The organism is Neobacillus niacini, from assembly GCF_031456445.1.
GTDB classification, from domain to species: Bacteria; Bacillota; Bacilli; order Bacillales; family Cytobacillaceae; genus Neobacillus; species Neobacillus niacini_I.
On sequence record NZ_JAVDUQ010000002.1, the window covers coordinates 48,072 to 68,552 of the forward strand.

Annotated in this window: 22 protein-coding genes; 21 read left to right on the forward strand and 1 reads right to left on the reverse strand. The window is 39.5% G+C overall.

Features of this window, described 5'->3' with window-relative positions; genetic code table 11:
* Positions 1 to 185 precede the first annotated feature (185 nt).
* From J2Y67_RS02875 to tatC, 18 genes are all read left to right on the forward strand, one after another.
* Positions 186 to 1,319, forward strand: a complete 1,134-nt coding sequence (locus tag J2Y67_RS02875; RefSeq protein ID WP_310170366.1) for a conserved virulence factor C family protein — start codon at positions 186 to 188, stop codon at positions 1,317 to 1,319.
* Between the two features lie 64 nt (positions 1,320 to 1,383).
* Positions 1,384 to 1,821, forward strand: a complete 438-nt coding sequence (locus tag J2Y67_RS02880; protein ID WP_310170367.1) for a BrxA/BrxB family bacilliredoxin — start codon at positions 1,384 to 1,386, stop codon at positions 1,819 to 1,821.
* 331 nt (positions 1,822 to 2,152) lie between these two features.
* Entirely contained in the window at positions 2,153 to 2,734 is a 582-nt protein-coding gene (locus J2Y67_RS02885) for a YpjP family protein (RefSeq protein ID WP_310170369.1), read from the forward strand.
* Positions 2,735 to 2,838: 104 nt separating this feature from the next.
* Complete coding sequence (locus tag J2Y67_RS02890) at positions 2,839 to 3,420, forward strand: TerD family protein (protein ID WP_310170371.1); 582 nt, start codon at positions 2,839 to 2,841, stop codon at positions 3,418 to 3,420.
* Positions 3,421 to 3,500: 80 nt separating this feature from the next.
* Entirely contained in the window at positions 3,501 to 4,277 is a 777-nt protein-coding gene (locus tag J2Y67_RS02895; RefSeq protein ID WP_310170373.1) for a TerC family protein, read from the forward strand.
* Between the two features lie 75 nt (positions 4,278 to 4,352).
* Entirely contained in the window at positions 4,353 to 5,537 is a 1,185-nt protein-coding gene (locus J2Y67_RS02900; RefSeq protein WP_310170375.1) for an HpcH/HpaI aldolase/citrate lyase family protein, read from the forward strand.
* Positions 5,488 to 6,837 carry a phosphoribosyltransferase family protein gene (locus J2Y67_RS02905; protein WP_310170377.1) on the forward strand — a complete coding sequence of 450 codons (1,350 nt, stop codon included), beginning with the start codon at positions 5,488 to 5,490 and terminating at the stop codon, positions 6,835 to 6,837. Before J2Y67_RS02900 ends, J2Y67_RS02905 begins: the two co-directional genes overlap by 50 nt.
* Before the next feature lies 1 nt (position 6,838).
* Positions 6,839 to 7,960 carry a cysteine protease StiP family protein gene (locus J2Y67_RS02910; RefSeq protein WP_310170380.1) on the forward strand — a complete coding sequence of 374 codons (1,122 nt, stop codon included), beginning with the start codon at positions 6,839 to 6,841 and terminating at the stop codon, positions 7,958 to 7,960.
* A complete protein-coding gene (locus J2Y67_RS02915; protein WP_310170382.1) occupies positions 7,957 to 8,784 on the forward strand; it encodes a hypothetical protein in 828 nt (275 codons plus the stop codon). Before J2Y67_RS02910 ends, J2Y67_RS02915 begins: the two co-directional genes overlap by 4 nt.
* A gap of 407 nt (positions 8,785 to 9,191) precedes the next feature.
* Positions 9,192 to 10,829, forward strand: coding sequence for a YceG family protein (locus tag J2Y67_RS02920; protein WP_310170385.1), 1,638 nt, complete (start codon positions 9,192 to 9,194; stop codon positions 10,827 to 10,829).
* A 3-nt stretch (positions 10,830 to 10,832) separates the two neighbouring features.
* Positions 10,833 to 11,939, forward strand: a complete 1,107-nt coding sequence (locus J2Y67_RS02925) for a toxic anion resistance protein (RefSeq protein ID WP_396954032.1) — start codon at positions 10,833 to 10,835, stop codon at positions 11,937 to 11,939.
* Positions 11,940 to 11,960: 21 nt separating this feature from the next.
* Positions 11,961 to 12,572, forward strand: coding sequence for a TerD family protein (locus J2Y67_RS02930; protein WP_310170387.1), 612 nt, complete (start codon positions 11,961 to 11,963; stop codon positions 12,570 to 12,572).
* A 33-nt stretch (positions 12,573 to 12,605) separates the two neighbouring features.
* Positions 12,606 to 13,184: a TerD family protein gene (locus tag J2Y67_RS02935; RefSeq protein WP_310170389.1), complete on the forward strand. Its 579-nt coding sequence runs from the start codon at positions 12,606 to 12,608 to the stop codon at positions 13,182 to 13,184.
* Positions 13,185 to 13,233: 49 nt separating this feature from the next.
* Positions 13,234 to 13,617 carry a hypothetical protein gene (locus J2Y67_RS02940; RefSeq protein ID WP_310170391.1) on the forward strand — a complete coding sequence of 128 codons (384 nt, stop codon included), beginning with the start codon at positions 13,234 to 13,236 and terminating at the stop codon, positions 13,615 to 13,617.
* 89 nt (positions 13,618 to 13,706) lie between these two features.
* Entirely contained in the window at positions 13,707 to 14,501 is a 795-nt protein-coding gene (locus J2Y67_RS02945; RefSeq protein WP_310170393.1) for a thymidylate synthase, read from the forward strand.
* On the forward strand, positions 14,498 to 14,983 hold the full coding sequence (locus tag J2Y67_RS02950; RefSeq protein WP_310170395.1) for a dihydrofolate reductase: 486 nt from the start codon (positions 14,498 to 14,500) through the stop codon (positions 14,981 to 14,983). The genes J2Y67_RS02945 and J2Y67_RS02950 overlap by 4 nt, the downstream gene beginning before the upstream one ends.
* Before the next feature lie 348 nt (positions 14,984 to 15,331).
* The gene (locus J2Y67_RS02955; RefSeq protein ID WP_133336081.1) at positions 15,332 to 15,526 is read left to right on the forward strand and encodes a twin-arginine translocase TatA/TatE family subunit; all 195 of its coding nucleotides are present in this window, start codon (positions 15,332 to 15,334) and stop codon (positions 15,524 to 15,526) included.
* Positions 15,527 to 15,640: 114 nt separating this feature from the next.
* Entirely contained in the window at positions 15,641 to 16,378 is a 738-nt protein-coding gene (gene tatC, locus J2Y67_RS02960; protein WP_310170399.1) for a twin-arginine translocase subunit TatC, read from the forward strand.
* Between the two features lie 35 nt (positions 16,379 to 16,413).
* On the opposite strand, the gene J2Y67_RS02965 is transcribed toward tatC, so the two are convergent.
* The gene (locus J2Y67_RS02965) at positions 16,414 to 17,889 is read right to left on the reverse strand and encodes a PAS domain-containing sensor histidine kinase (RefSeq protein WP_310170401.1); all 1,476 of its coding nucleotides are present in this window, start codon (positions 17,887 to 17,889) and stop codon (positions 16,414 to 16,416) included.
* Positions 17,890 to 18,190: 301 nt separating this feature from the next.
* Here J2Y67_RS02965 and J2Y67_RS02970 point away from each other — a divergent pair, with 301 nt between their 5' ends.
* The 3 genes from J2Y67_RS02970 to J2Y67_RS02980 all read left to right on the forward strand — a co-directional run bounded on the left by J2Y67_RS02970 (position 18,191) and on the right by J2Y67_RS02980 (position 20,443).
* Positions 18,191 to 18,442, forward strand: coding sequence for a DUF2535 family protein (locus J2Y67_RS02970; protein ID WP_310170403.1), 252 nt, complete (start codon positions 18,191 to 18,193; stop codon positions 18,440 to 18,442).
* Between the two features lie 119 nt (positions 18,443 to 18,561).
* Positions 18,562 to 19,404 (forward strand): DegV family protein, encoded by an 843-nt coding sequence (locus J2Y67_RS02975; RefSeq protein WP_310170405.1) that lies wholly within the window; start codon positions 18,562 to 18,564, stop codon positions 19,402 to 19,404.
* A gap of 58 nt (positions 19,405 to 19,462) precedes the next feature.
* Entirely contained in the window at positions 19,463 to 20,443 is a 981-nt protein-coding gene (locus J2Y67_RS02980; protein WP_310170408.1) for a DUF418 domain-containing protein, read from the forward strand.
* Positions 20,444 to 20,481: the final 38 nt, after the last annotated feature.

The window sequence follows — 20,481 nt, forward strand, 5'->3', positions numbered from 1 at the left end:
TTGGCTGATAAAATGGTTAGATTCGCTGATAAAACAAGAAAAATCGCTGATAACGAGAGTTTGAGTGTAATTTTACATCGAAAATTGCACAAGTATACGAATAGAGCTTATGTAAATGCATCGATAGTGAATTTAACCTATTTATTATGTTAAACTATTTAGAGAATACAAAGTAGGTGATTCTGTTGAAAATTAAAGCAATTGAACCAACTCCAAGTCCGAATACAATGAAAATCCTTTTAGATGAAGAACTCCCAATGGGAAAAAGTCATAATTATAAAAAAGAAACCAGCGACGATGCACCAAAGGTGATTCAAAAGATTTTACAAATAGAAGGAATCAAAGGGGTGTACCATGTAGCTGACTTCCTGGCAGTGGAGCGAAATGCAAAATTCGATTGGAAGGAATTATTGCCAAAAGTCCGTCAAGCATTTGGTGAAAATGTGACAGATGCTGCCAAAAATGAAGCGGTTATCGATGAACATTTTGGTGAAATCAAAGTTGAAATCCAGATGTTTAAAGGAATTCCTTTGCAGGTTAAGCTGACAGATGGGACAACCGAAAAACGGTTTGGGATGCCGGAATATTTTTTAAAGGAAAGGGAGCGAGCACAACTTCCGGAAGATAATTATATTTTATTGCGGAAATGGCAAAATCAAGGGGTACGGTACGGTGATTTTGATCAAATCGGTCAGGAAGTGGTCGAAGAACTGATTGCCGCCTATCCTCAGGACCGGCTAGAAGCCTTAGTTGAAAAAGCACAATCAGGTGATCTATCTGATAAAAAAACTACACTTTCACGAAAAAAAATTACCAAAGACGATTTAAATAACCCAGATTGGCAGGTACGCTACCAGCTGCTTGAACAAATGGACGATCCTGAACTTACGGATTTGCCTTTATTGGAACAGGCCTTATCAGATGAAAAACCTTCGATTAGAAGATTGGCAACAGTGTATCTTGGAATGATTAAGGACACAAAGGTTCTGCCATATTTATATAAAGCCCTAAATGATAAAACGGTCACGGTCCGCCGTACAGCGGGAGATTGTTTGTCAGACTTAGGGTTCCGGGAGGCACAAGACGAAATAATGAAGGCTCTAAAGGATCCGAGCAAATTAGTGCGCTGGCGGGCTGCGATGTTTTTATATGAAGTAGGCGACGAAAAGGCACTGCCTGCCTTAAAGGCTGCTGAGGAAGATTCTGAGTTTGAAGTCAGCATGCAAATAAAAATGGCAATTGAGCGAATTGAGGGCGGAGAGGAAGCAAAAGGATCCGTTTGGAAACAAATGACCGAAGCAAGGAAATCAGCGGAGTAATCCCTGATTGCAATCCGTCGATTTCTTATAGTATGCTTACACTGTAAAACAGGAGGGATTATTTATGTCAAACGCCTATGAAGAATTTATGAGACAAATGGTTGTACCCATGCGACAAGAGTTAACAAGAACAGGTTTTGAGGAATTTACTTCGGCTGAAGATGTAGAGGGATTTATTGAAAATGTGAAGGGAACTACCCTTGTAGCAGTGAATTCAGTATGCGGCTGTGCAGGCGGATTAGCACGCCCTGCTGTTACCCAGGCGGTGCTAAATAGTGAGAAAAAACCCGACCACCTTGTAACGGTTTTTGCCGGACAGGACAAGGAAGCGACCGCTAAAATGCGCGAATATTTTGCAGGCTATGAACCTTCTTCCCCATCTTTTGCTTTATTAAAGGGTAAAGATGTGGTCCATTTCATTCATCGCCACGATATTGAAGGTCACGCAATGGAAGAAGTCATGAAAAACTTAATAAAGGCGTTTGAAGCCCATTGCGAATAAGGATGTCAACCGACGTCCTTTTTCTCCTTTATACAGCTTATTTATATAAAAGAGGGATAACATGTTTGTTACAACAGCAGGATGTACGAATGAACAGCTGATAGAAAAAGTTTCTTTTCAAGGGATGGATTTTGCTGTAAGCGACAATTGGAAGTAGTTTTGCAACAATTGGACCCCTCTATCCGACAATTGACCTAAGCTACCGACAATCAGCAAAATTCAAAAAATATCCTACTCTATTTTTTCCAATTTCCATAATAAAGAAGTATAATATTTTGTAAGAATAAAAATGGATTTCTTTACCCTTCCATTTCAAAAAGGGGTGTTTATCTTGAAAAAATGGATTCGTAAATCATTTGTGGTGATGGTGTCGATTTTGACATTTGGTCTCGTTTCGCCATCACAATTAATGAATAATATCAACGCGCAGAAACCTTCAGGCCAGGCCGCAGCACCTTCTGGCAGTTTTGTTCAAGCTCCTAATCTTGCAGAAGAAGAAGAGTTTGATCAGGACCAATTTATGGAGGGTCTACTGAAACAAGCGGAAGAACAATCCTATCAAAAATTTGGAAGCAAAATTAAGCCCGTTATTGAGACAGAGTTTCGCTCGATTATTTTACCAAATATTGAACAAGCCATTAAAGAAACTGCCGCCCAATTTCCGGAGGAGGATTTAAGAAATCTTGCCATCACGGAACAGCCAAGCGGGGGGCATTCAGAAAAAATATTTCACATAAAAAACAGTGTAACGAACAAGGATATCCTCAGATTTCATGTAAGAAGAGACCAGCCGCCGCAAGAAGGCCACTGGTTTAACTTCCATTACCATACTTATCATGATGACTATCAAAGCCATTATAATCTCGGTTCGATTTATTGGGCGAAAAACACGCCGCCCAAATGGATGAGTTGATGGAAAAATTTGCGAAGCAAAGGTAAAAAATTTTATTATAATAAATGAAACCTTTTTAAGAAAAACTCGTAAATAGACTATTACCTAAAATGGAGGAATGGAAAATGGCAATTAGTTTATCAAAAGGTCAAAAAGTGGACTTAACAAAAACCAATCCAGGATTAACAAATGTTGTTGTTGGTTTAGGCTGGGATACGAATAAATATGATGGCGGGAATGATTTTGATTTAGACTCATCCGTATTCCTTCTTGGAGAAAACGGGAAGGTTCCAACTGAATCTGATTTTATCTTCTATAACAACCCACAAGGCGCTAATGGTGCTGTTGTACATACTGGAGATAACCGGACAGGTGCAGGTGACGGGGATGACGAACAAGTAAAAATTAACCTTACGGCCATTCCTGCCTCTATTCAACGGATTGCTTTCACGATTACAATTCATGAAGCAGACCACAGAAATCAAAACTTCGGACAGGTTTCAAATGCTTATGCAAGAATTTTTAGTGATGAAACAGGAGAAGAACTAATCCGCTATGACCTTGGAGAGGATTTCTCAATTGAGACTGCATTGGTTGTTGGTGAACTATACCGACATAATGGCGAATGGAAATTTAGTGCAATCGGAAGCGGCTACCAAGGTGGTCTAGCGGCGTTAGCTACTGATTTTGGGTTACAGGTTGGCTGATAATTAAAATAGGGAGACCCACCTTTTAGGTTGGGTCTTTTCTGGGAAAATATATAGAACATCTGGGAGGAATTTTTTTAATGTCGGTTTTACAAGGAATATTACACACCTATTCTCAGTTCTTTGAATGGGATATGTGGGTGAAGGTCTTATCGGATCCGGTAAGCTGGGGATTAATTGGTACTCTGGTCATTCTTGAGGGATTGCTGTCTGCAGACAATGCCCTGGTTTTAGCGGTTATGGTAAAACATCTGCCTCCGGAAAAACGTAAAAAAGCACTTTTCTATGGCTTATTAGGTGCCTACGCATTTCGTTTCGTTGCCATTGGCTTAGGGGTTTATCTAATCGAGCTTTGGTGGGTAAAAGCGCTAGGTGCTGCCTATCTTGCATGGCTTGCCATTAAGTACTTTATTGACAAACATAAAGGCGGCGGTGAAGGGGAAGATGAAGCAGAGGGCATCAATCAAAAAGGTTTATTGATCCGGATGTTTGGAACCTTTTGGGGAACTGTCGCTTCTGTAGAATTAATGGACATTGCGTTCTCAGTTGACAGCGTACTTGCTGCATTTGGGGTAAGTAATGAAGTTTGGGTCTTATTAATTGGCGGAATGCTCGGTGTATTAATGATGCGTGGAGTTGCCGGTGTCTTTCTTGCTCTTATTGATAAAATACCTGAGCTTGAAACGACTGCCTATATCTTGATATTAATTATTTCGATTAAGATGTTTGCCGGTGTTCTCTTCCATTATGAATTAGAACCACTTTATTTCTTTATCATTTTACTCTTTACCTTCGGTGCAACATTTATTGTCCATTTCATCAACAAGAAAAAAGAAGTTAGCAAAGAGAACGGTTAATTAGCATACTTATATTACATGGGGGAGCTGGCGAAAGTCCGGTCCCTTATTTTTATCATGAGGAGTAAGTAAAAAATGAAATTTTTCTCCTATTTTTATGATGAGATGGAGCATCTATTCTATCAAAAGCCACAAGACTTTACTAAATTTGTGAACCGTGAGCTTTTATCGTATGGTCTTGGGGCAACCCTTTATATGCCGGCAACCCGTCCGAATATTCATCAGGAAATCCTATCAAAAAAACATGAAGGATTAACATCCCTTGTAATGGATTTGGAGGATGCAGTCGGGGATTTTGAAGTGGTGAGAGCGGAAGAGAAGCTGGTTGAGGAACTGTCAAAATTATTTGGAGAACTTAAAAAGCAGTTTTTAAGTTTTGAAGATTTGCCATTAATGTTTATCCGGATTCGTGGCCGCAAGCAGTTTCAACGGCTGAAAGGGCAATTAGGAGAAGCGGTAAAGCTGTTAACGGGTGTGGTGCTGCCAAAGTTTTCATCTGAAGATGGTGAAGCGCTTTTAAAGGAAGTCCGGGAAATACATAGTGAACAGCATCCCTTTTATGCGATGCCAATCCTTGAGACAGCAAAAGTCATCCAAAAAGAGACGAGATTAGATGAATTGCTAAAAATAAAAAAACTGCTTGATCAAAATCGTGAATTGATTTTGAACGTAAGGATTGGGGCCACCGATTTTAGCGGTCTGTATGGCATAAGAAGAAGTGCGGATACGATGGTTTATGATATTGCTATCTTACGAGATTGTATTGCCGATATCATTAATATTTTTCAACGAGGGGACGACCCTTATATCGTTTCCGGGCCTGTCTGGGAGTATTTTTCCTCACAAAAAAGAATGCTAAAGCCTCAGCTTCGGCAGACTCCATTCCGTGAGAGGTTTGGGGACGAAGGGTTGAAATTACGTGCTGAATTAATTGACCAAAATATGGATGGTTTAATTCGCGAGGTTCTTATGGATATTGCGAACGGACTGACAGGAAAAACAGTGATCCATCCCTCGCATATCAAAACCGTTCAAGCGCTGAATGTCGTTTCGTTTGAGGAATATATGGATGCCTGTTCGATTATGGAAGCGGTGGGAGGTCATGCAGGAGTGATCAGAAGCGGCTTTGCGAACAAAATGAATGAAATAAAGCCGCATTATGTTTGGGCCAATAAGATTCTATTAAAATCAAAGCTTTATGGGGTGTTACATGCAGAAGTTACAAACATCGACCTTATTAAAAAAGAAGTTTTCGTTTAATATTTTGGACTCCATTGAGGTTCAAGTGGAACTGACCGAGAATCCATATGAGCTCCCGGTTGAGAACCTTTTTACAATGGCGGCAAGGATCAATAAAAAACGATCCTTTTTATTCGTCAGTAAGGTTCTTGGGAAGCATTTGCCGATTGAGGCGAATAAAGGCCTGGTAACAGCTGCACTACTTGCTGCTCGCTATTTGGAATCAGTAAAAGGGGTGCAATGTCCGGAGACTCCACATCTATTAGCCGCGTTTATTCGCAATGAGCCATTGTCCGGTAGCGCTTTTATTCCAACAACAATCAATCCGGTCGTCATAGGATTTGCAGAAACCGCGACAGCACTGGGGCATGCTTTTTTTGACCGTTTCCAATCGGCGGATTTTTTTCATACGACAAGAGAAATACTTATCGGTCGTGAGCCTGAAATCACGTTTGAAGAAGAGCATTCACATGCTACCTCCCATCGCTGTTATATCCCTAAAGAAATGATTCAAAATGAGCGGGAGATTATCCTGGTAGATGACGAAATGACGACCGGAAAAACCGCTCTTAATATCATTCAATCGATTCATTCTCAGTTTCCGAGGAAGAATTACACCGTTGTTTCGATATTGGATTGGCGATCGGATGAGCACATAATGAAATTTTCGCAAATGGAAAAAGAACTGGGAATTTCAATACAAACGGTATCCTTGCTATCTGGAAAGGTGCAAGTGAAGCAGGTGCAAGAGATTCACGAAAAAAATAAGGAAAATAATCGGGAGAACCCATTCCCTTCTTCAAAAGAATTCATTCAATTAGGGTCGTTTTTTTCAAATTCCAACTATCAGACGGCAAGAAATATGGCATCTTTTATCCAGGAAACAGGACGCTTCGGAATCACAAGCAAAGCTGATCAGGCCAATCACCTGAAAATAGCGGAAGCAGCAGCATTTCTCCGAAAGCAAAGGATAGGGGGGAAGACACTATGCCTTGGTACTGGAGAATTTATGTATATCCCGATGAGACTTGCAGCGGAAATGGGTCCAGAGGTTTACTATCAATCTACGACGAGAAGCCCGATACATATAGAAAACCAAGAGGGCTATGGGGCAAGATACGGTGTGACCTTCCCATCACCTGAGGATGCGGGAATCACTCATTTTGTTTATAATATTCCCCCATTTGAATATGATGAGGTTTTTGTCTTTTTTGAAAGAGAAGTAGAGTCATATGATCTTCAGCCAATCTTAACAGAACTTGAAAAATTACAGATTAAATCGATTAAAGTCATATTTTTTGCAGCAAAAAGAGGTGAATAAAATGATCAATATCATTCAGCATCCTGCAAAAATAGGATCTTATCGAGAGGACGATGTTGTTTTTCTTCTCAAGGATTTAAGTGAATATCAACTTGAGGATTCAACTGCCAATCGTGAATTCAGGGTACAGTCAGGCCAGCACTATAGTGAGTCGCTCCCAATCGAATACCAGCCGCCAAAAGCCTATGTCGATTTGTTCTGGCAGACATTACATGACTATAAACAAAAGGTGGCATTATGTATTGGGATTGTAGCGGAACAAATTTATCAGTTAAAAGGGGAAAATACCGTTCTCTGTTCGCTTGCCCGTGCTGGGACTCCAGTGGGGATTTTAATTAAACGATATCTTCAGCAGCATTATAATCTCTCTTTACCACATTACAGTATTTCGATTATTCGTGACCGGGGGATTGACGAAAACGCCCTTCACTATATACTGGACGAACATCCTCAGGGAATAATTCAATTTGTGGACGGTTGGACAGGGAAAGGGGCCATTTCTATTGAGCTCGCTAAGGCCTGTCAGCAGTACGAAAAAAAATATGGTGTGAAACTGGATGACCTGCTTGCTGTCCTTGCCGACCCTGGTTACTGCACGCCGCTATTTGGGACTAGAGAGGATTTTTTAATTCCCAGCGCTTGCTTGAATTCAACTGTTTCCGGATTGGTAAGCCGGACAGTTTTGAATGGACAATACATCGGGAAGGAAGATTTTCACGGAGCTAAGTTTTACCGTGAACTAATCCCTTCCGATGTTTCAAATGAATATATTGATTTGATTACCGCAGAATTTTCATCCATCACAACAGATGCAGCAAAAGCTGCGGCAGAAAGAAACCTCGAAACCATTGAGGCTGAATTTTTAGGGATGAAGGATGTAAAGAGGATTCAAGCGGAATTTTCCATTGAAAGCACGCACTATATTAAGCCGGGGGTTGGTGAAACAACCCGGGTGCTGTTAAGAAGGGTCCCTTGGAAAATCTTAATGCGTGATCCGTCCAGCCCATATGTCAGGCATATCCTTATGCTCGCTAAAGAAAAGGGCGTTGAAGTGATTACTTATCCTGACTTAAACTACTCCTGCTGCGGATTAATTAAATCGGTAAAGGTGGAGAAGAAATGATTATTGCTTCCGATCTTGACCGCACATTGGTTTACTCAAAAAGAGCGATCGAACAACTTGGTGCACCACAAGGAACCTTGTTAAGACCCGTGGAAGAGAAGGATGGAAACCCGTTAGCATATATGACAGTGACAGCTTATCATGCCCTTATTGAGCTTTGCCGAAATTGTTTATTTATCCCAGTTACGACGAGGACAACTGCTCAATATAACCGGTTTACCATTTTTGAAAAGGAAATTTCCCTGCCCTATGCGGTTACGTTTAATGGAGCCGTTATTTTATATAAAGGGGAAGCGCTACCGGATTGGTCTAAACATATTTTGTCCCAAATCCAGAGTGAATCCGCATCGCATGCTGAATTACAGGCTGGATTAAAAAGGGGAGGCTTTCATTTTAACGGACGTCTTAAAACGGCCGAGAATCTATTTTACTATTACCTTTTAGAAAGTTCCCCTACACTTTCAGAGCAGCAAAGTTTGAGTGAGACGGTTTCCAGCTATGGCTGGAGGGTTTCCTTACAGGGCAGGAAGCTGTACTTGATTCCCAATGCTATTAACAAAGGGGCAGCCCTTCAATTTATTTGCAATCGTGAAGGGTTACAAGCCCTAGCAGGTGCAGGAGATTCGGTGCTAGATTGGGATTTTCTTCAGTCCTGTCAAAACAGGTTTGTTCCTACCCATGGAGAGCTTGCGCTGGTCGGCCCAAATATAGATGTTACGTATACTACAAGGGCGGGTGTCCTTGCCGGGGAAGAAATAGTGCAGCATTTTCTAACAATTCTTGAACATTCGTTTAAAAACAAAGAAGTAAACGCTAGTAAATAATACATAGCTGCCGGTGAAAAAAAGAATAAAATGGGTAACCGTTTGCAGAGCCGGGGTTAGCAACAGGGAAAAAATTAGGCTAAGCCAAAATAAATCTAAGAGAATAAAAAGGTCAGAACTCATGACGTCCATAAGGGTATCCAGTTCCTCGTTTACTTGCTCCATCCTCGGTCGCTTATAGAGAAATCTCATTAGAGTCACCTTCTTCATATATCAGTACTCAATGATATGTAAGGACAAGGTAAAAGGTGAAAAATCAGGAATAAAAATGATATATGAAATATTTTTTCGCTGCTTTCGTATTAAGAAATGAACGGACCCGCCAACTATGTTATGATGGAAGAGAAACCTTACATAATTTTCTATCTTATTTTAAGCTTGTTGCTTTTAGAGGGAAGGGATTATGAATGAACCCATCATATAACCAACTAAACGTCAAACAGGTATCCCTTTCATATGAAAATTGGCTGGATCTGTTAAGAAAGCCTTTGAACGAACGCCCGGAATTTTCATTAGAAAATGGAGCTATTAACATCGGGCAGGTCCTTGGAAAATTCCTTGGAATACCTTTAGACGCAGATGAATACTATAATCAGCTTCTTGACTATGTGAATACCGAAGAATTGCATTTGCATTTATTGAGTGAAGACACTCTGAACAAAGCAATCGATAATACACATTTTCAATCGATTCAAAAAGTATTAAATATCTACCAGGAACAAAAGCTGTCCATCAATCGTTTTACAGCTTTTCTTGATGGGGAGCAGCTGTTATTAAAATCAGCCATTCCGGCAATCCATCGAAAAATTAGAGAAGCGATGATTGCAACACTTGAGCGCTTTTCCCAGCTTGAACAGGGGGGATTACGAAATCATGAACTAAGGCGTGTCCTTGTCGATGTGGTGAAATGGTCTATCAATCATCTACAGCCGTCATTAGAAAAGGCTGACCCAGAGAGGGAAATGCCAAAATTTTTATGGTATGGCGATTTCAAAAAAAGTCATCAATATTTCTTATATTATTTAATAAAGCTTGGCTGTGATTTGGTCATTTTTCATCCTGAGGGAAAGGACGTTTTAACAGGCGTTATGGAAGAAGAGGTATTTTCTCACCACTTTCAAAATAACCAGCCTGCTGAACCATTTCCAACCGAAAAAAGAAGCAGGAAAACGACGGTTGCCTACCGGGCTTCACGGGAAATTGAATCGATTCTAAATCAAGAAGGGTCCGGTCTTTATAAACCTTGGCAGTTAAGGGATTACACACCGTCATCGCTGACACTACGAACCACCTATGATGAACTTTATCTCATCGGGAAGGAAATCGCGATGATTCGGCCGGATTTTGAAGTGGCAAACGGACAAGTTAAAATTCCAACGATTTTTGCCAAGATAAAGGGTGTTAGTAAAAACAAAAAAGAGTTCTGGGAACGATTGCATGCGCTCTCAGAATCGGAGCACAGCCTGCTCATCCGCCAGTTTCCATTTACTATGCCGGGTACGAGCGATTTTCGTTTTCATTATCGAAATGCGCTCGATAAGGATGGATTATTGAGTATCGAAAAAATGATGGAAGCCCACTACTGGCCCTATTCATTTCTGGCATCCGGCTTACAAAAAGGAATTGCCCATGCCGTAAGAAGAATTTGTGAAAAGCCGGATTTAAAGCCGCTGCATTCTGAAAGTGTGGAAGAAGTAAAAATCTATTTGTTCAGCCAGGCGATGCATATGCCGAAAAGCATGATTCAACTGCTGGAGAGATTTGACTACTCCCAGCATGTGCCGAAAATCATTCTTTATAATAATGAATTAACGGGGATGCTTTCGAGGTCAGATGCGGCCCTTTTACTGCTGCTTAACCATTTCGGGATTGATATCATGATTTACAATCCACCGGGCCATAATGAAATCGAGAATTATCTCGATGAGAGTCTTTATGATACCCACTGGCTTGACGAAGTTGTTTTTGAACTAGAATATAAAGAACCGTCGATTTTTAAAAGAGTACTTTTTCAAGGGATTTTAAAAAATTTAAGGGGAGATTAAAGAGTGGACCAATCACTAAATCCTTCTGGAAGCTTAATAACCACTGCCAAGGATGATCAACTATTAGAACCAAAGGTGTCCGATATAAAGCTTGCACTCCGCAAGGAACCGGAAATTCAAAATCTGGCCCGAACGATTGATGAACGCGATCAGATTCAAATTTTAGAGTTCGGAAAAGAGCCAGCAGTGCAAATTTCCCGTTTTTCCGATCAAATATTAGGTAATATGCGGACAACAAAAGTCGAGGACTCCGGCGAGCTATTAAAACAGCTTGGACGAATTATGGATAAATTTGATGCCAAGGATTTTCAAAAAACATCGAACAGCTTTTTCGGTAAGCTTTTTAAAAAAGGCGAAAAAATGGTAGAAAAGCTATTTGGAAAATACCAAACGATGGGGCAAGAAATTGATAAGGTCTATGTGGAAATTTCTAAATATCAAAAAGAGATGGTTGACTCCACGACCATGCTCGAACAAATGTATGAGCAAAACTATCAATATTATTTAACACTGGAAAAATATATTGTCGCTGGTGAACTAAAGTCGGAGGAACTGAAAAACAATCAGCTTCCTCAGCTTGAATCGCGTGCAGCATCTGGCGACCAGCTTGCATCGATGCAGCTGGACTCACTACGAAATGCAATCGAGTTATTAGACCAGCGAGTTTATGATTTAGAAATGGCGAAAATGGTATCGTTACAGACAGCGCCGCAAATCCGCTTGCTGCAGCGAGGAAACACAAAACTAATTGGAAAAATCAATTCTGCTTTTGTGACAACGATTCCGATTTTTAAAAATGGCTTAATTCAAGCAGTTGCTGCTAAAAGGCAGAAGCTGGTAGCAGACTCAATGAGTGAGCTAGACCGCCGTACAAATGAAATGCTCTTGAAAAATGCACAGAACATTTCCCAGCAAAGTGTTGATATTGCGAGACTTGCCGGCGGACCGAGCATTAAAATCGAAACCGTCGAAGAGTCCTGGAATATTATCATCAAAGGTATGCAAGAAACGAAAGCAATCGAAGAAGAAAACAAACGCCTGCGTGAAGAGGGAACAAGAAAATTAGAACAACTGCAGGATAATTTTAGAAAGATAAAAATACAAAGCTAACATTATTATGAGGTGATGGAAATGGCGATTAATTTGCAAAAAGGTCAAAGAGTGGATTTAACAAAATCAAATCCTGGATTAACGAAAATCATGGTAGGATTGGGCTGGGATCCTGTTAAAACAGGCGGTGGAGGTTTACTTGGCTCCTTGTTCGGCGGTGGAGGCAGTTCAGCGAATGTTGACTGCGATGCATCGGTTATCATGCTCGGTGAAAATGATAAACTGCAAAACAATAATGATGTCATTTATTTCGGTAATTTAAAAAGTAGAGACGGCAGTGTTCAGCACTCCGGTGATAATCTAACAGGGGCAGGAGATGGTGACGATGAGCAGATTATGATTGATTTAAGTAAGGTACCGTCGAATATCCATAAGCTTGTTTTTGTTGTTAATATTTATGATGCGGTAAAAAGAAAGCAGCATTTCGGTATGATTCAAAATGCTTTTATTCGGATTGTCAACTCCAGCAACCATACAGAATTACTGCATTATAGTTTAACAGACAACTACAGTGGTAAAACATGCCTTGTTGCAGGAGAAATTTACCGTCACGGAGCAGAATGGAAGTTCGCTGCCGTTGGTAACGGTACAAATGCCGGCAGCCTTGGCGAGGTTGTTCGTTCTTTTAGTTAATAGTATCAAAATGTTAGTGATGAGGTGATCAGTTTGGGTATTAATTTATCAAAAGGACAAAGAATTGATCTAACGAAAACCAATCCCGGCTTAACAAAGGCGATTATCGGCCTTGGCTGGGATACAAACCGCTATCAAGGCGGACATGATTTTGACCTGGATGCATCGGCATTTTTAACGGATGCGAACAGCAGAGTGGTCAATGATACCGATTTTATTTTTTACAATAACTTAGTCCATTCCTCAGGCGGGGTCGAACATACAGGGGATAACCGCACCGGTGAAGGTGACGGAGATGATGAACAAATTAAAATTGATTTTAGCAAGGTTCCACCGAGCATCCATCGGGTTGCGATTACTGTTACGATTCATGATGCCGAGGCAAGAAACCAAAACTTCGGTCAAGTTTCGAACGCTTTTGTACGGGTGGTTGATGAAGATAGCGGCCGAGAAATTTTACGTTTTGACTTGGGTGAGGATTTTTCTGTTGAAACCGCCATCGTCGTCTGTGAATTGTATCGTCATAACGGCGACTGGAAATTTAACGCTGTAGGGTCAGGTTTCGCCGGCGGTCTGGCTGCACTTTGCCGGAACTTTGGGTTGGAAGTATAGAAGTCGTCTTTTGGACGGCTTCTTTTTTTGTTTTTTAAATAGTATAGTTATGAAATTGGTATTATCAGCGGAAAAAAGAGGTCTATCAGCGAAACTTAGGTTTCAATCAGCGAAAAGGCCGCTTCAATTGGCGAAAAATACACTCCAATCAGCGAAATCGTCTTTTATATTGAAAATGCAAATGAAAATTGCAATCTCACTCACCAGAATAGTCGCTCAATTGGCGAAAATAAGAGGTTTATCAGCGAAACTTAGGTTTCAATCAGCGAAAAGACCGTTTCAATTGGCGAAAACTACAGTCCAATCAGCGAAATCGTCTTTTATATTGAAAATGCAAATGAAAATTGCAATCTCACTCACCAGGAATAGTCGCTCAATTGGCGAAAATAAGAGTTCAATCAGCGAAAAGGCCGTTTCAATTGGCGAAAACTGAACTCCAATCAGTGAAACAACTTTTCCGCTGACACTGCACCTTAAATTTATGCTAAAATAAAAAAATATAATGAACGGGGAGTGTACAAATTGAAGCAATATTTACAGCTATGTGAGCATGTTCTAAAAAATGGTACTGTCAAAGGAGACCGTACCGGTACAGGCACCATTAGTACTTTTGGATATCAAATGAGATTTAATTTAGCGGACGGTTTTCCGCTGTTAACAACGAAAAAACTACATATTAAATCGATCATCTATGAATTGCTTTGGTTTTTAAAAGGGGATACAAACGTAAAATATCTTCAGGACCACGGTGTACGTATCTGGAACGAGTGGGCCGATGAAAACGGGGAATTGGGTCCGGTTTACGGACACCAGTGGCGGTCCTGGACAGGAGCAGACGGGAAAACGGTCGATCAAATCAGCGAATTAATCCAGCAAATCAAGACCAGTCCAAACTCAAGAAGATTACTCGTCAATTCATGGAATGTTGCCGAAATTGATAATATGGCGCTGCCGCCCTGCCACTGCATGTTTCAGTTTTATGTAGCTGATGGAAAGCTCTCATGCCAGCTCTATCAGCGTTCGGCAGACGTCTTCCTTGGGGTGCCGTTTAATATTTCATCCTATGCTTTATTAACTCACATGATTGCCCAGGTCTGCGATCTAAAACCGGGTGAATTTGTCCATACATTTGGCGATGTCCATATTTACCAAAACCATTTAGAGCAAGTGAAGCTGCAACTTGGAAGAGAACCTCGTCCATTACCGCAATTAAAAATCAATCCGGATGTAAAAGATATCTTTGGGTTTGAATTTGAGGATTTTACATTAGAAGGCTATGATCCACACCCACATATTAAAGGAGTGGTGAGCGTATGATCTCCTTTCTTGTAGCGATGGATGATCAAAGAGTGATCGGCAAGGACAATCAATTACCTTGGCATTTACCCGAGGATTTAAAATACTTTAAAAGGGTCACGATGGGACACCCCATTGCAATGGGGCGAAAAACACATGAATCTATCGGACGAGTCCTTCCGGGAAGAGAAAATATCGTTATTACCCGACAGCAGAATTATAAGGCAGAGGGCTGCACAATGTTTTACTCAGTAGAGGATTTCGTGAACTACTGCCGCAGACAAGAGGAGGAAATCTTTGTCATCGGCGGGGCTGAAATTTTTAAAGAAACCTTCCAGTTTGCGGACCGTTTGTACATCACCGAAATACATTCTGAATTTGAGGGAGATACCTACTTTCCAGAATTCAATCCTTCAGAATGGATACTAATTTCCTCTGAAAAAGGAATAAAAGATGCTAAAAACCCATACGATTATGAATTTAAGGTCTATGGCAGAAAATAATTGCTAAAAAAGCACCAGCTGAAAAATTGCTGGTGCTTTAAATATTCTTCATTTAAATATTCCAAACTATATGTGGCTTTGACACAAATTATAATCGAGGAACAAAAATACTGTCAAAATATTTCAATAATTAAATATGTTGCATTGTACATTGACTTAAAGAATAGTTATTGTTAAATTGACTATAGTGATTTATTAGCTTTATATAGTATATCTGTTGGAGAATCGAATTGTGTTTGAGTGCAAATGTGAATTTATTATGAATTATTACCATTAATGAATTCAAATCAGCTTTTTAACACTATAATTGTAGTAGTATTGAACAACTGGAAAAGAGGAGGTTATTCCATGTTATCAAATATTGGAGTACCTGGATTAATTTTGATTTTAGTACTTGCATTGATCATTTTCGGTCCTAAAAAATTACCCGAAATCGGTCGTGCCTTCGGTCAAACATTAAAGGAATTTAAGAAATCAACGCGTGAACTTGCCGATGATGTCATGCCGGATATCGATGAAGATAAGAAAAAATTGACTAAATAAGGTGTAAGATACCGTGTCTTGCACCTTTTTCTACGTAACACTCATTAAAATGCCTAAAAAAGTTAATGGCAAAAATATTTATTATTCAACCTTTGAAATTGGCAGGGGAAGTAAATGGACGAAAAAGAATTACAGTTAGTTGATCATTTGGAAGAATTACGCAAACGGATTATCATAACCGTCGTTGCGTTTTTAGTTTTTTTTATCGCTGCATTTATATATGTTGATGATATTTATAAATGGTTTGTCCGGGACCTTCATATGAAATTGATGGTTCTCGGTCCAAGCGATATTATTTGGATTTATTTTATGCTGGCAACCGTTTTAGCCGTTGCAGGAACCATTCCAGTATTGGCCCTGCAAATTTGGCTGTTTGTGAAACCCGCTTTAAAACCAGTGGAAAGAAGGGTCACTCTTTCCTATGTGCCGGCATTATTTTTCTTGTTTATTGCTGGACTTTCATTCGGTTATTTTGTTATTTTTCCGATGGTCTTTAAGTTCTTGATGGGCATTGGCGGGGATATGTTTGTTACGAATTTCACTGCCGACCGCTATTTTAGCTTTATCATGAACATGACACTACCGTTTGGAGTGTTGTTTGAATTACCCGTTGTCGTTATGTTCCTGACATCTCTCGGGATTATCAATCCTTTTGTTCTATCAAAAATTCGCAAATATGCCTACTTTGTTTTGATTATCATTGCGGTGGTGATTACACCGCCCGACTTCATGTCTGACTTTGTTGTGACACTGCCGCTCTTGCTTCTATATGAAATCAGTATTAACCTATCGAAGTTTGTTTATCGGAAAAAATTGAAGAAACAGCAGGATGAAGAATTAGTGGAAGCATAATAAAACGACCTTAAGAGCGCTCTTAAGGTCGTTTTTTACATTATGGGTAGGATTACTGCGATAGAGGTACCATTTTCGTCACTATCAATTTGAATTCTACCATGGTGATTTTCTATAATTTTCTTACTAACTAATAATCCGAGCCCAGTTCCTTTTTCTTTTGTGGTAAAAAACGGCTCACCAATTCTTTTTAAATGTTCGGGAGGAATTCCGCTTCCCGTGTCAATACAGCGGATGACAATCTCCTTTTCATCCATGCATTCTGTTTGAATCGTAATTTTTCCCCCAGCAGGCATTGCTTCAATCGAATTTTTAAGGAAATTAATAAAAACCTGTTTCAATTGATTTTCATCACAAATGATTTCCTGAAAGGGAGAGGAATAGATCGTTTCAATTTGCACATTCGTCATAATCGCCTGTGTGTCAATAAGGGTTTTCACCCCTTCGATTAACTCCCTAAGATTCGTTTTAGCTGTTTTCATTGCCTGTGGTTTCGCAATCACCAATAACTCGGTTAAAATCATTTCAATTCGAATTATTTCAGAATGAATAATATCAATATAATCCTTCTGCTCTTGGCTCACATTCAATAACTGCAGGAATCCTTTAATGGCGGTTAACGGGTTTCGAACCTCATGGGCGATTCCTGCTGCAAGCTGTCCGGCGACGGAGAGTCTTTCCGAATTTAATAAGAGCTGCTCGGTCCGTTTCCGGTCCAAATCCGCATTAATTCGTTCGGAAATATCACGTAATACGGAAATCACTCTGACTTCTTTATTACTATTACGATAGGAGTTACTGAGAATTTCCATATAAATATAACTTCCGTCTTTTTTCCTCATTCGGTATGTATCCAGTGATTTAGGCTGAATGTGAATGGCTTTATGATAATTGAGGAGATATCGATCAATATCATCTTTGTGGATATATTCTATGCTGGATTGACCGACTAATTCTGTAGGTGTGTATCCAAGAATTTGTTCGCTAACACGCGAGACATAAATGAAATTTCCTTCAGCATCCGTTTTTACAATCATGTCCATTGAGTTTTCCGTTAAAATTCGATAAAGTTCCTCACTGTCCTTTAATCGGTGTCTTTTTCTTTTAATTTCGGTAATATCCTTAGCCACGCCATAGACACCAATAATTTCACCATTGACCGTAATCGGCAAATTGGTCACATTTAAATCCACACTTTGACCATTTTTTTGAATGATTTTGCAATCATAATTTTGCAAGCTGCCTTCTAAGGCTTGGTAAAAGTAAGCCGAAACCCTTGCCACATCCTCTAGGGCTATGACTTCGATAAATTTCTTTTTCGCAATTTCTTCTTGGCTATAGCCCGTTATTTGCTCGCAGGCCGGATTAAGAAATACATAATAACCAGATAAATCAATGGCAAAAATGGCATCTGAGTTGCAGGCAAATAAAGATTGATAACTATATAATCCATCTTTTAAATGTTTTTCTAATATATTTCTTTTCTCAATTAAAATTGCAGAACTGTCCATTTCTATCTACCCAGTTCCTTTCGATTTATCTACTATTATAATAATATTAATTTTTATTAAGTTATTTTTCAAGAGAATTTCCCTACTTTTGGATTATTAATTGGAAAAGTAAAGGAAATAAATTTTGGTTTTACAAGAACATATTGTTTGTAATATGTTCCTACCAGTAAATAAAAGAAAAACTTATAATTTCAGTAAAATCTTCACAAATATTTTTTCGTTTGCAGGCATAAATAGACACATTTCGTGTTTGGGAAGGTGTATAATAGGATCAAACGGGTGAAAAAGAGGATTGATATTTTTGTTACTAAAAAGCCTAGAGTTCAAAACAATTGTTGGACAGAAGGTTAAAGTCATGGAGATTCCTGTATTGGAGGAAGATAGCCCTTTTAAATTTATGATCCAAGTCCGTTTACAGACGTTTATCACGTCTATCAACAAGGAGCCAAGCTCCAAAAAATGTTATTCCTTTAAAGAATATTTGAAAAAGGTCATGAAGTGGCCGGATTATGAAAAACTATTTAAAGTGGATGAATTAAAAAACAATGCTTAATGGATTCGAGTATCGGGTTACCGATGCTCTTTATTTTTGAAAAGAAAATGAGAGATTGTGTTTCCTTCAAAAGTCCTAACCTGTATAATACAAAGCAGTAAGAGTGGGGAAGTGACTGAATGAGTAAAATTAAAATTGTAACCGATTCAACCATGGACATGCCTCAAAAAGTGATTGATCAACTTGATGTTGAGGTTGTGCCTTTGGCGATTACTATAAATGGAGAAACCTACTTAGACCGGGTGGAATTGGATCCGGTTGATTTTATAAAAAATATGAGTCAAACAGATGAGTTGCCGAAAAGCTCACAGCCATCAACAGGTGCTTTTCTTGAGGTATATGACCAGTTAGGTGCGGAAGGCTACGAGGTTCTCTCCATCCACATGACAGGGAAAATGAGCGGGACTGTTCGCTCGGCAGAAAGTGCTGCCCAAATGACGAAGACAAAAGTGACCGTTGTGGATTCCAAATTTATTTCAAAGGCTCTTTCCTTCCAAGTAAGGGAAGCGGCAGAAATGGCCAAACAGGGAAAAAGTATGGAAGAAATCCTTGAACGTCTTGAAACCGTCCGAAACCATACCAAATTATATATTATGGTAGATACTTTAGAGAATCTTGTAAAAGGCGGCCGGATTGGTAAAGGCAAAGCCTTTATCGGTTCCTTGTTAAATATTAAACCGATTGCTTCCTTAGAAGGGGCAGAGTACACACCAGTGACAAAAGTGCGCAGTTACTCACAGGTGGTAAAGTTTTTTGCCAAACAATTTGCTGAAGATGTGAAGGGGAAAACAGTTAGACGGGTAGGGATTGCTCATGCTGAGGCCCATGAACTAGCCCTAAAAATTAAAGAAAGCATTGCAGAAATGACAGGCTTTCAAGAGGTAGAAATTGATTATACTAGCCCTACCGTAAGTACACACACAGGGCGTGGTGCCCTTGCGTTAATGTACTATTTTGAATAATGATGTAAAATCTGGATGGTGCCCAAACGCCATCCGATTTTTTTAGAGGAAGTTAATCATGAACAAATTTGACCTAAACAAACGTATAGATACACTTGATTATTTAAGAGGTTTTTCCCTTTTAGGAATTATCCTCGTAAACATCCTTGACATGCTTTCAGCCCGAAGACCGATTCCAAACACCCTCGATGCTTCCTATCAAAGATTTATATTTCTGTTTGTCGAAGGGCGTTTTTATCCGATTTTTTCCTTTTTGTTTGGTGTTGGGATGTATATTTTTCTGACAAGAGTGGAGATGAAAGGGATAAATGCAATGGTTTTATATTTAAGGAGAATCATTGCGCTTTTTATCTTTGGATTTATTCACTTTATTTTTCAGCCTGGGGAAGCTCTTACCGTCTATGCAAGCTGCGGACTGATTCTCTTGCCTTTTTACAAAGTGAAAAAAGAGATAAATCTGGCATTAGGGATTATGATGCTTATCCTGTTTGCGATCATGGCTATGAAAATTTTTTTGAGCGTGCCTCTAATCCTATTAGGTCTTGCTGCAGGGCAATATCGCGTGTTTGAAGAGATTACCCAAAAGCGAAAACAAATAACTATTTTTACAGGACTAGCATTTCTTTTAAGTATTATTGGTCTATTTCTTCAATTCCAACATGTGCCTTTCGCTCCATTTAATCTGTTTCATTCGAATCGGTTTTTAACCATTGGAATCATGATTGGCCCGATTGTTTCGGCCTTCTACGTTGGCATGCTGATTTTACTTTTACAATTTCGTCTTTTCCAGAAAATCTTGTCACCCTTAAAAAGTTATGGCCGGATGTCACTGACCAATTATGTCTTGCAAACCGCCTTCATTTTCATTGCTGGAAATGCCTTCAACCTATTTGGTCAAATAACCTATTTGCATTCCCTATACATATGCCTAGTTATCTGTTCCATACAGCTGTTATTTAGTATAGTTTGGCTGCGTTTCTTTCGATACGGGCCACTTGAATGGATTTGGCGGCTGGCAACCTATAAAGAAAAACCGTAAGTTGATTAAATACCATTTGCTTTCTTCTTTTTCAAAAC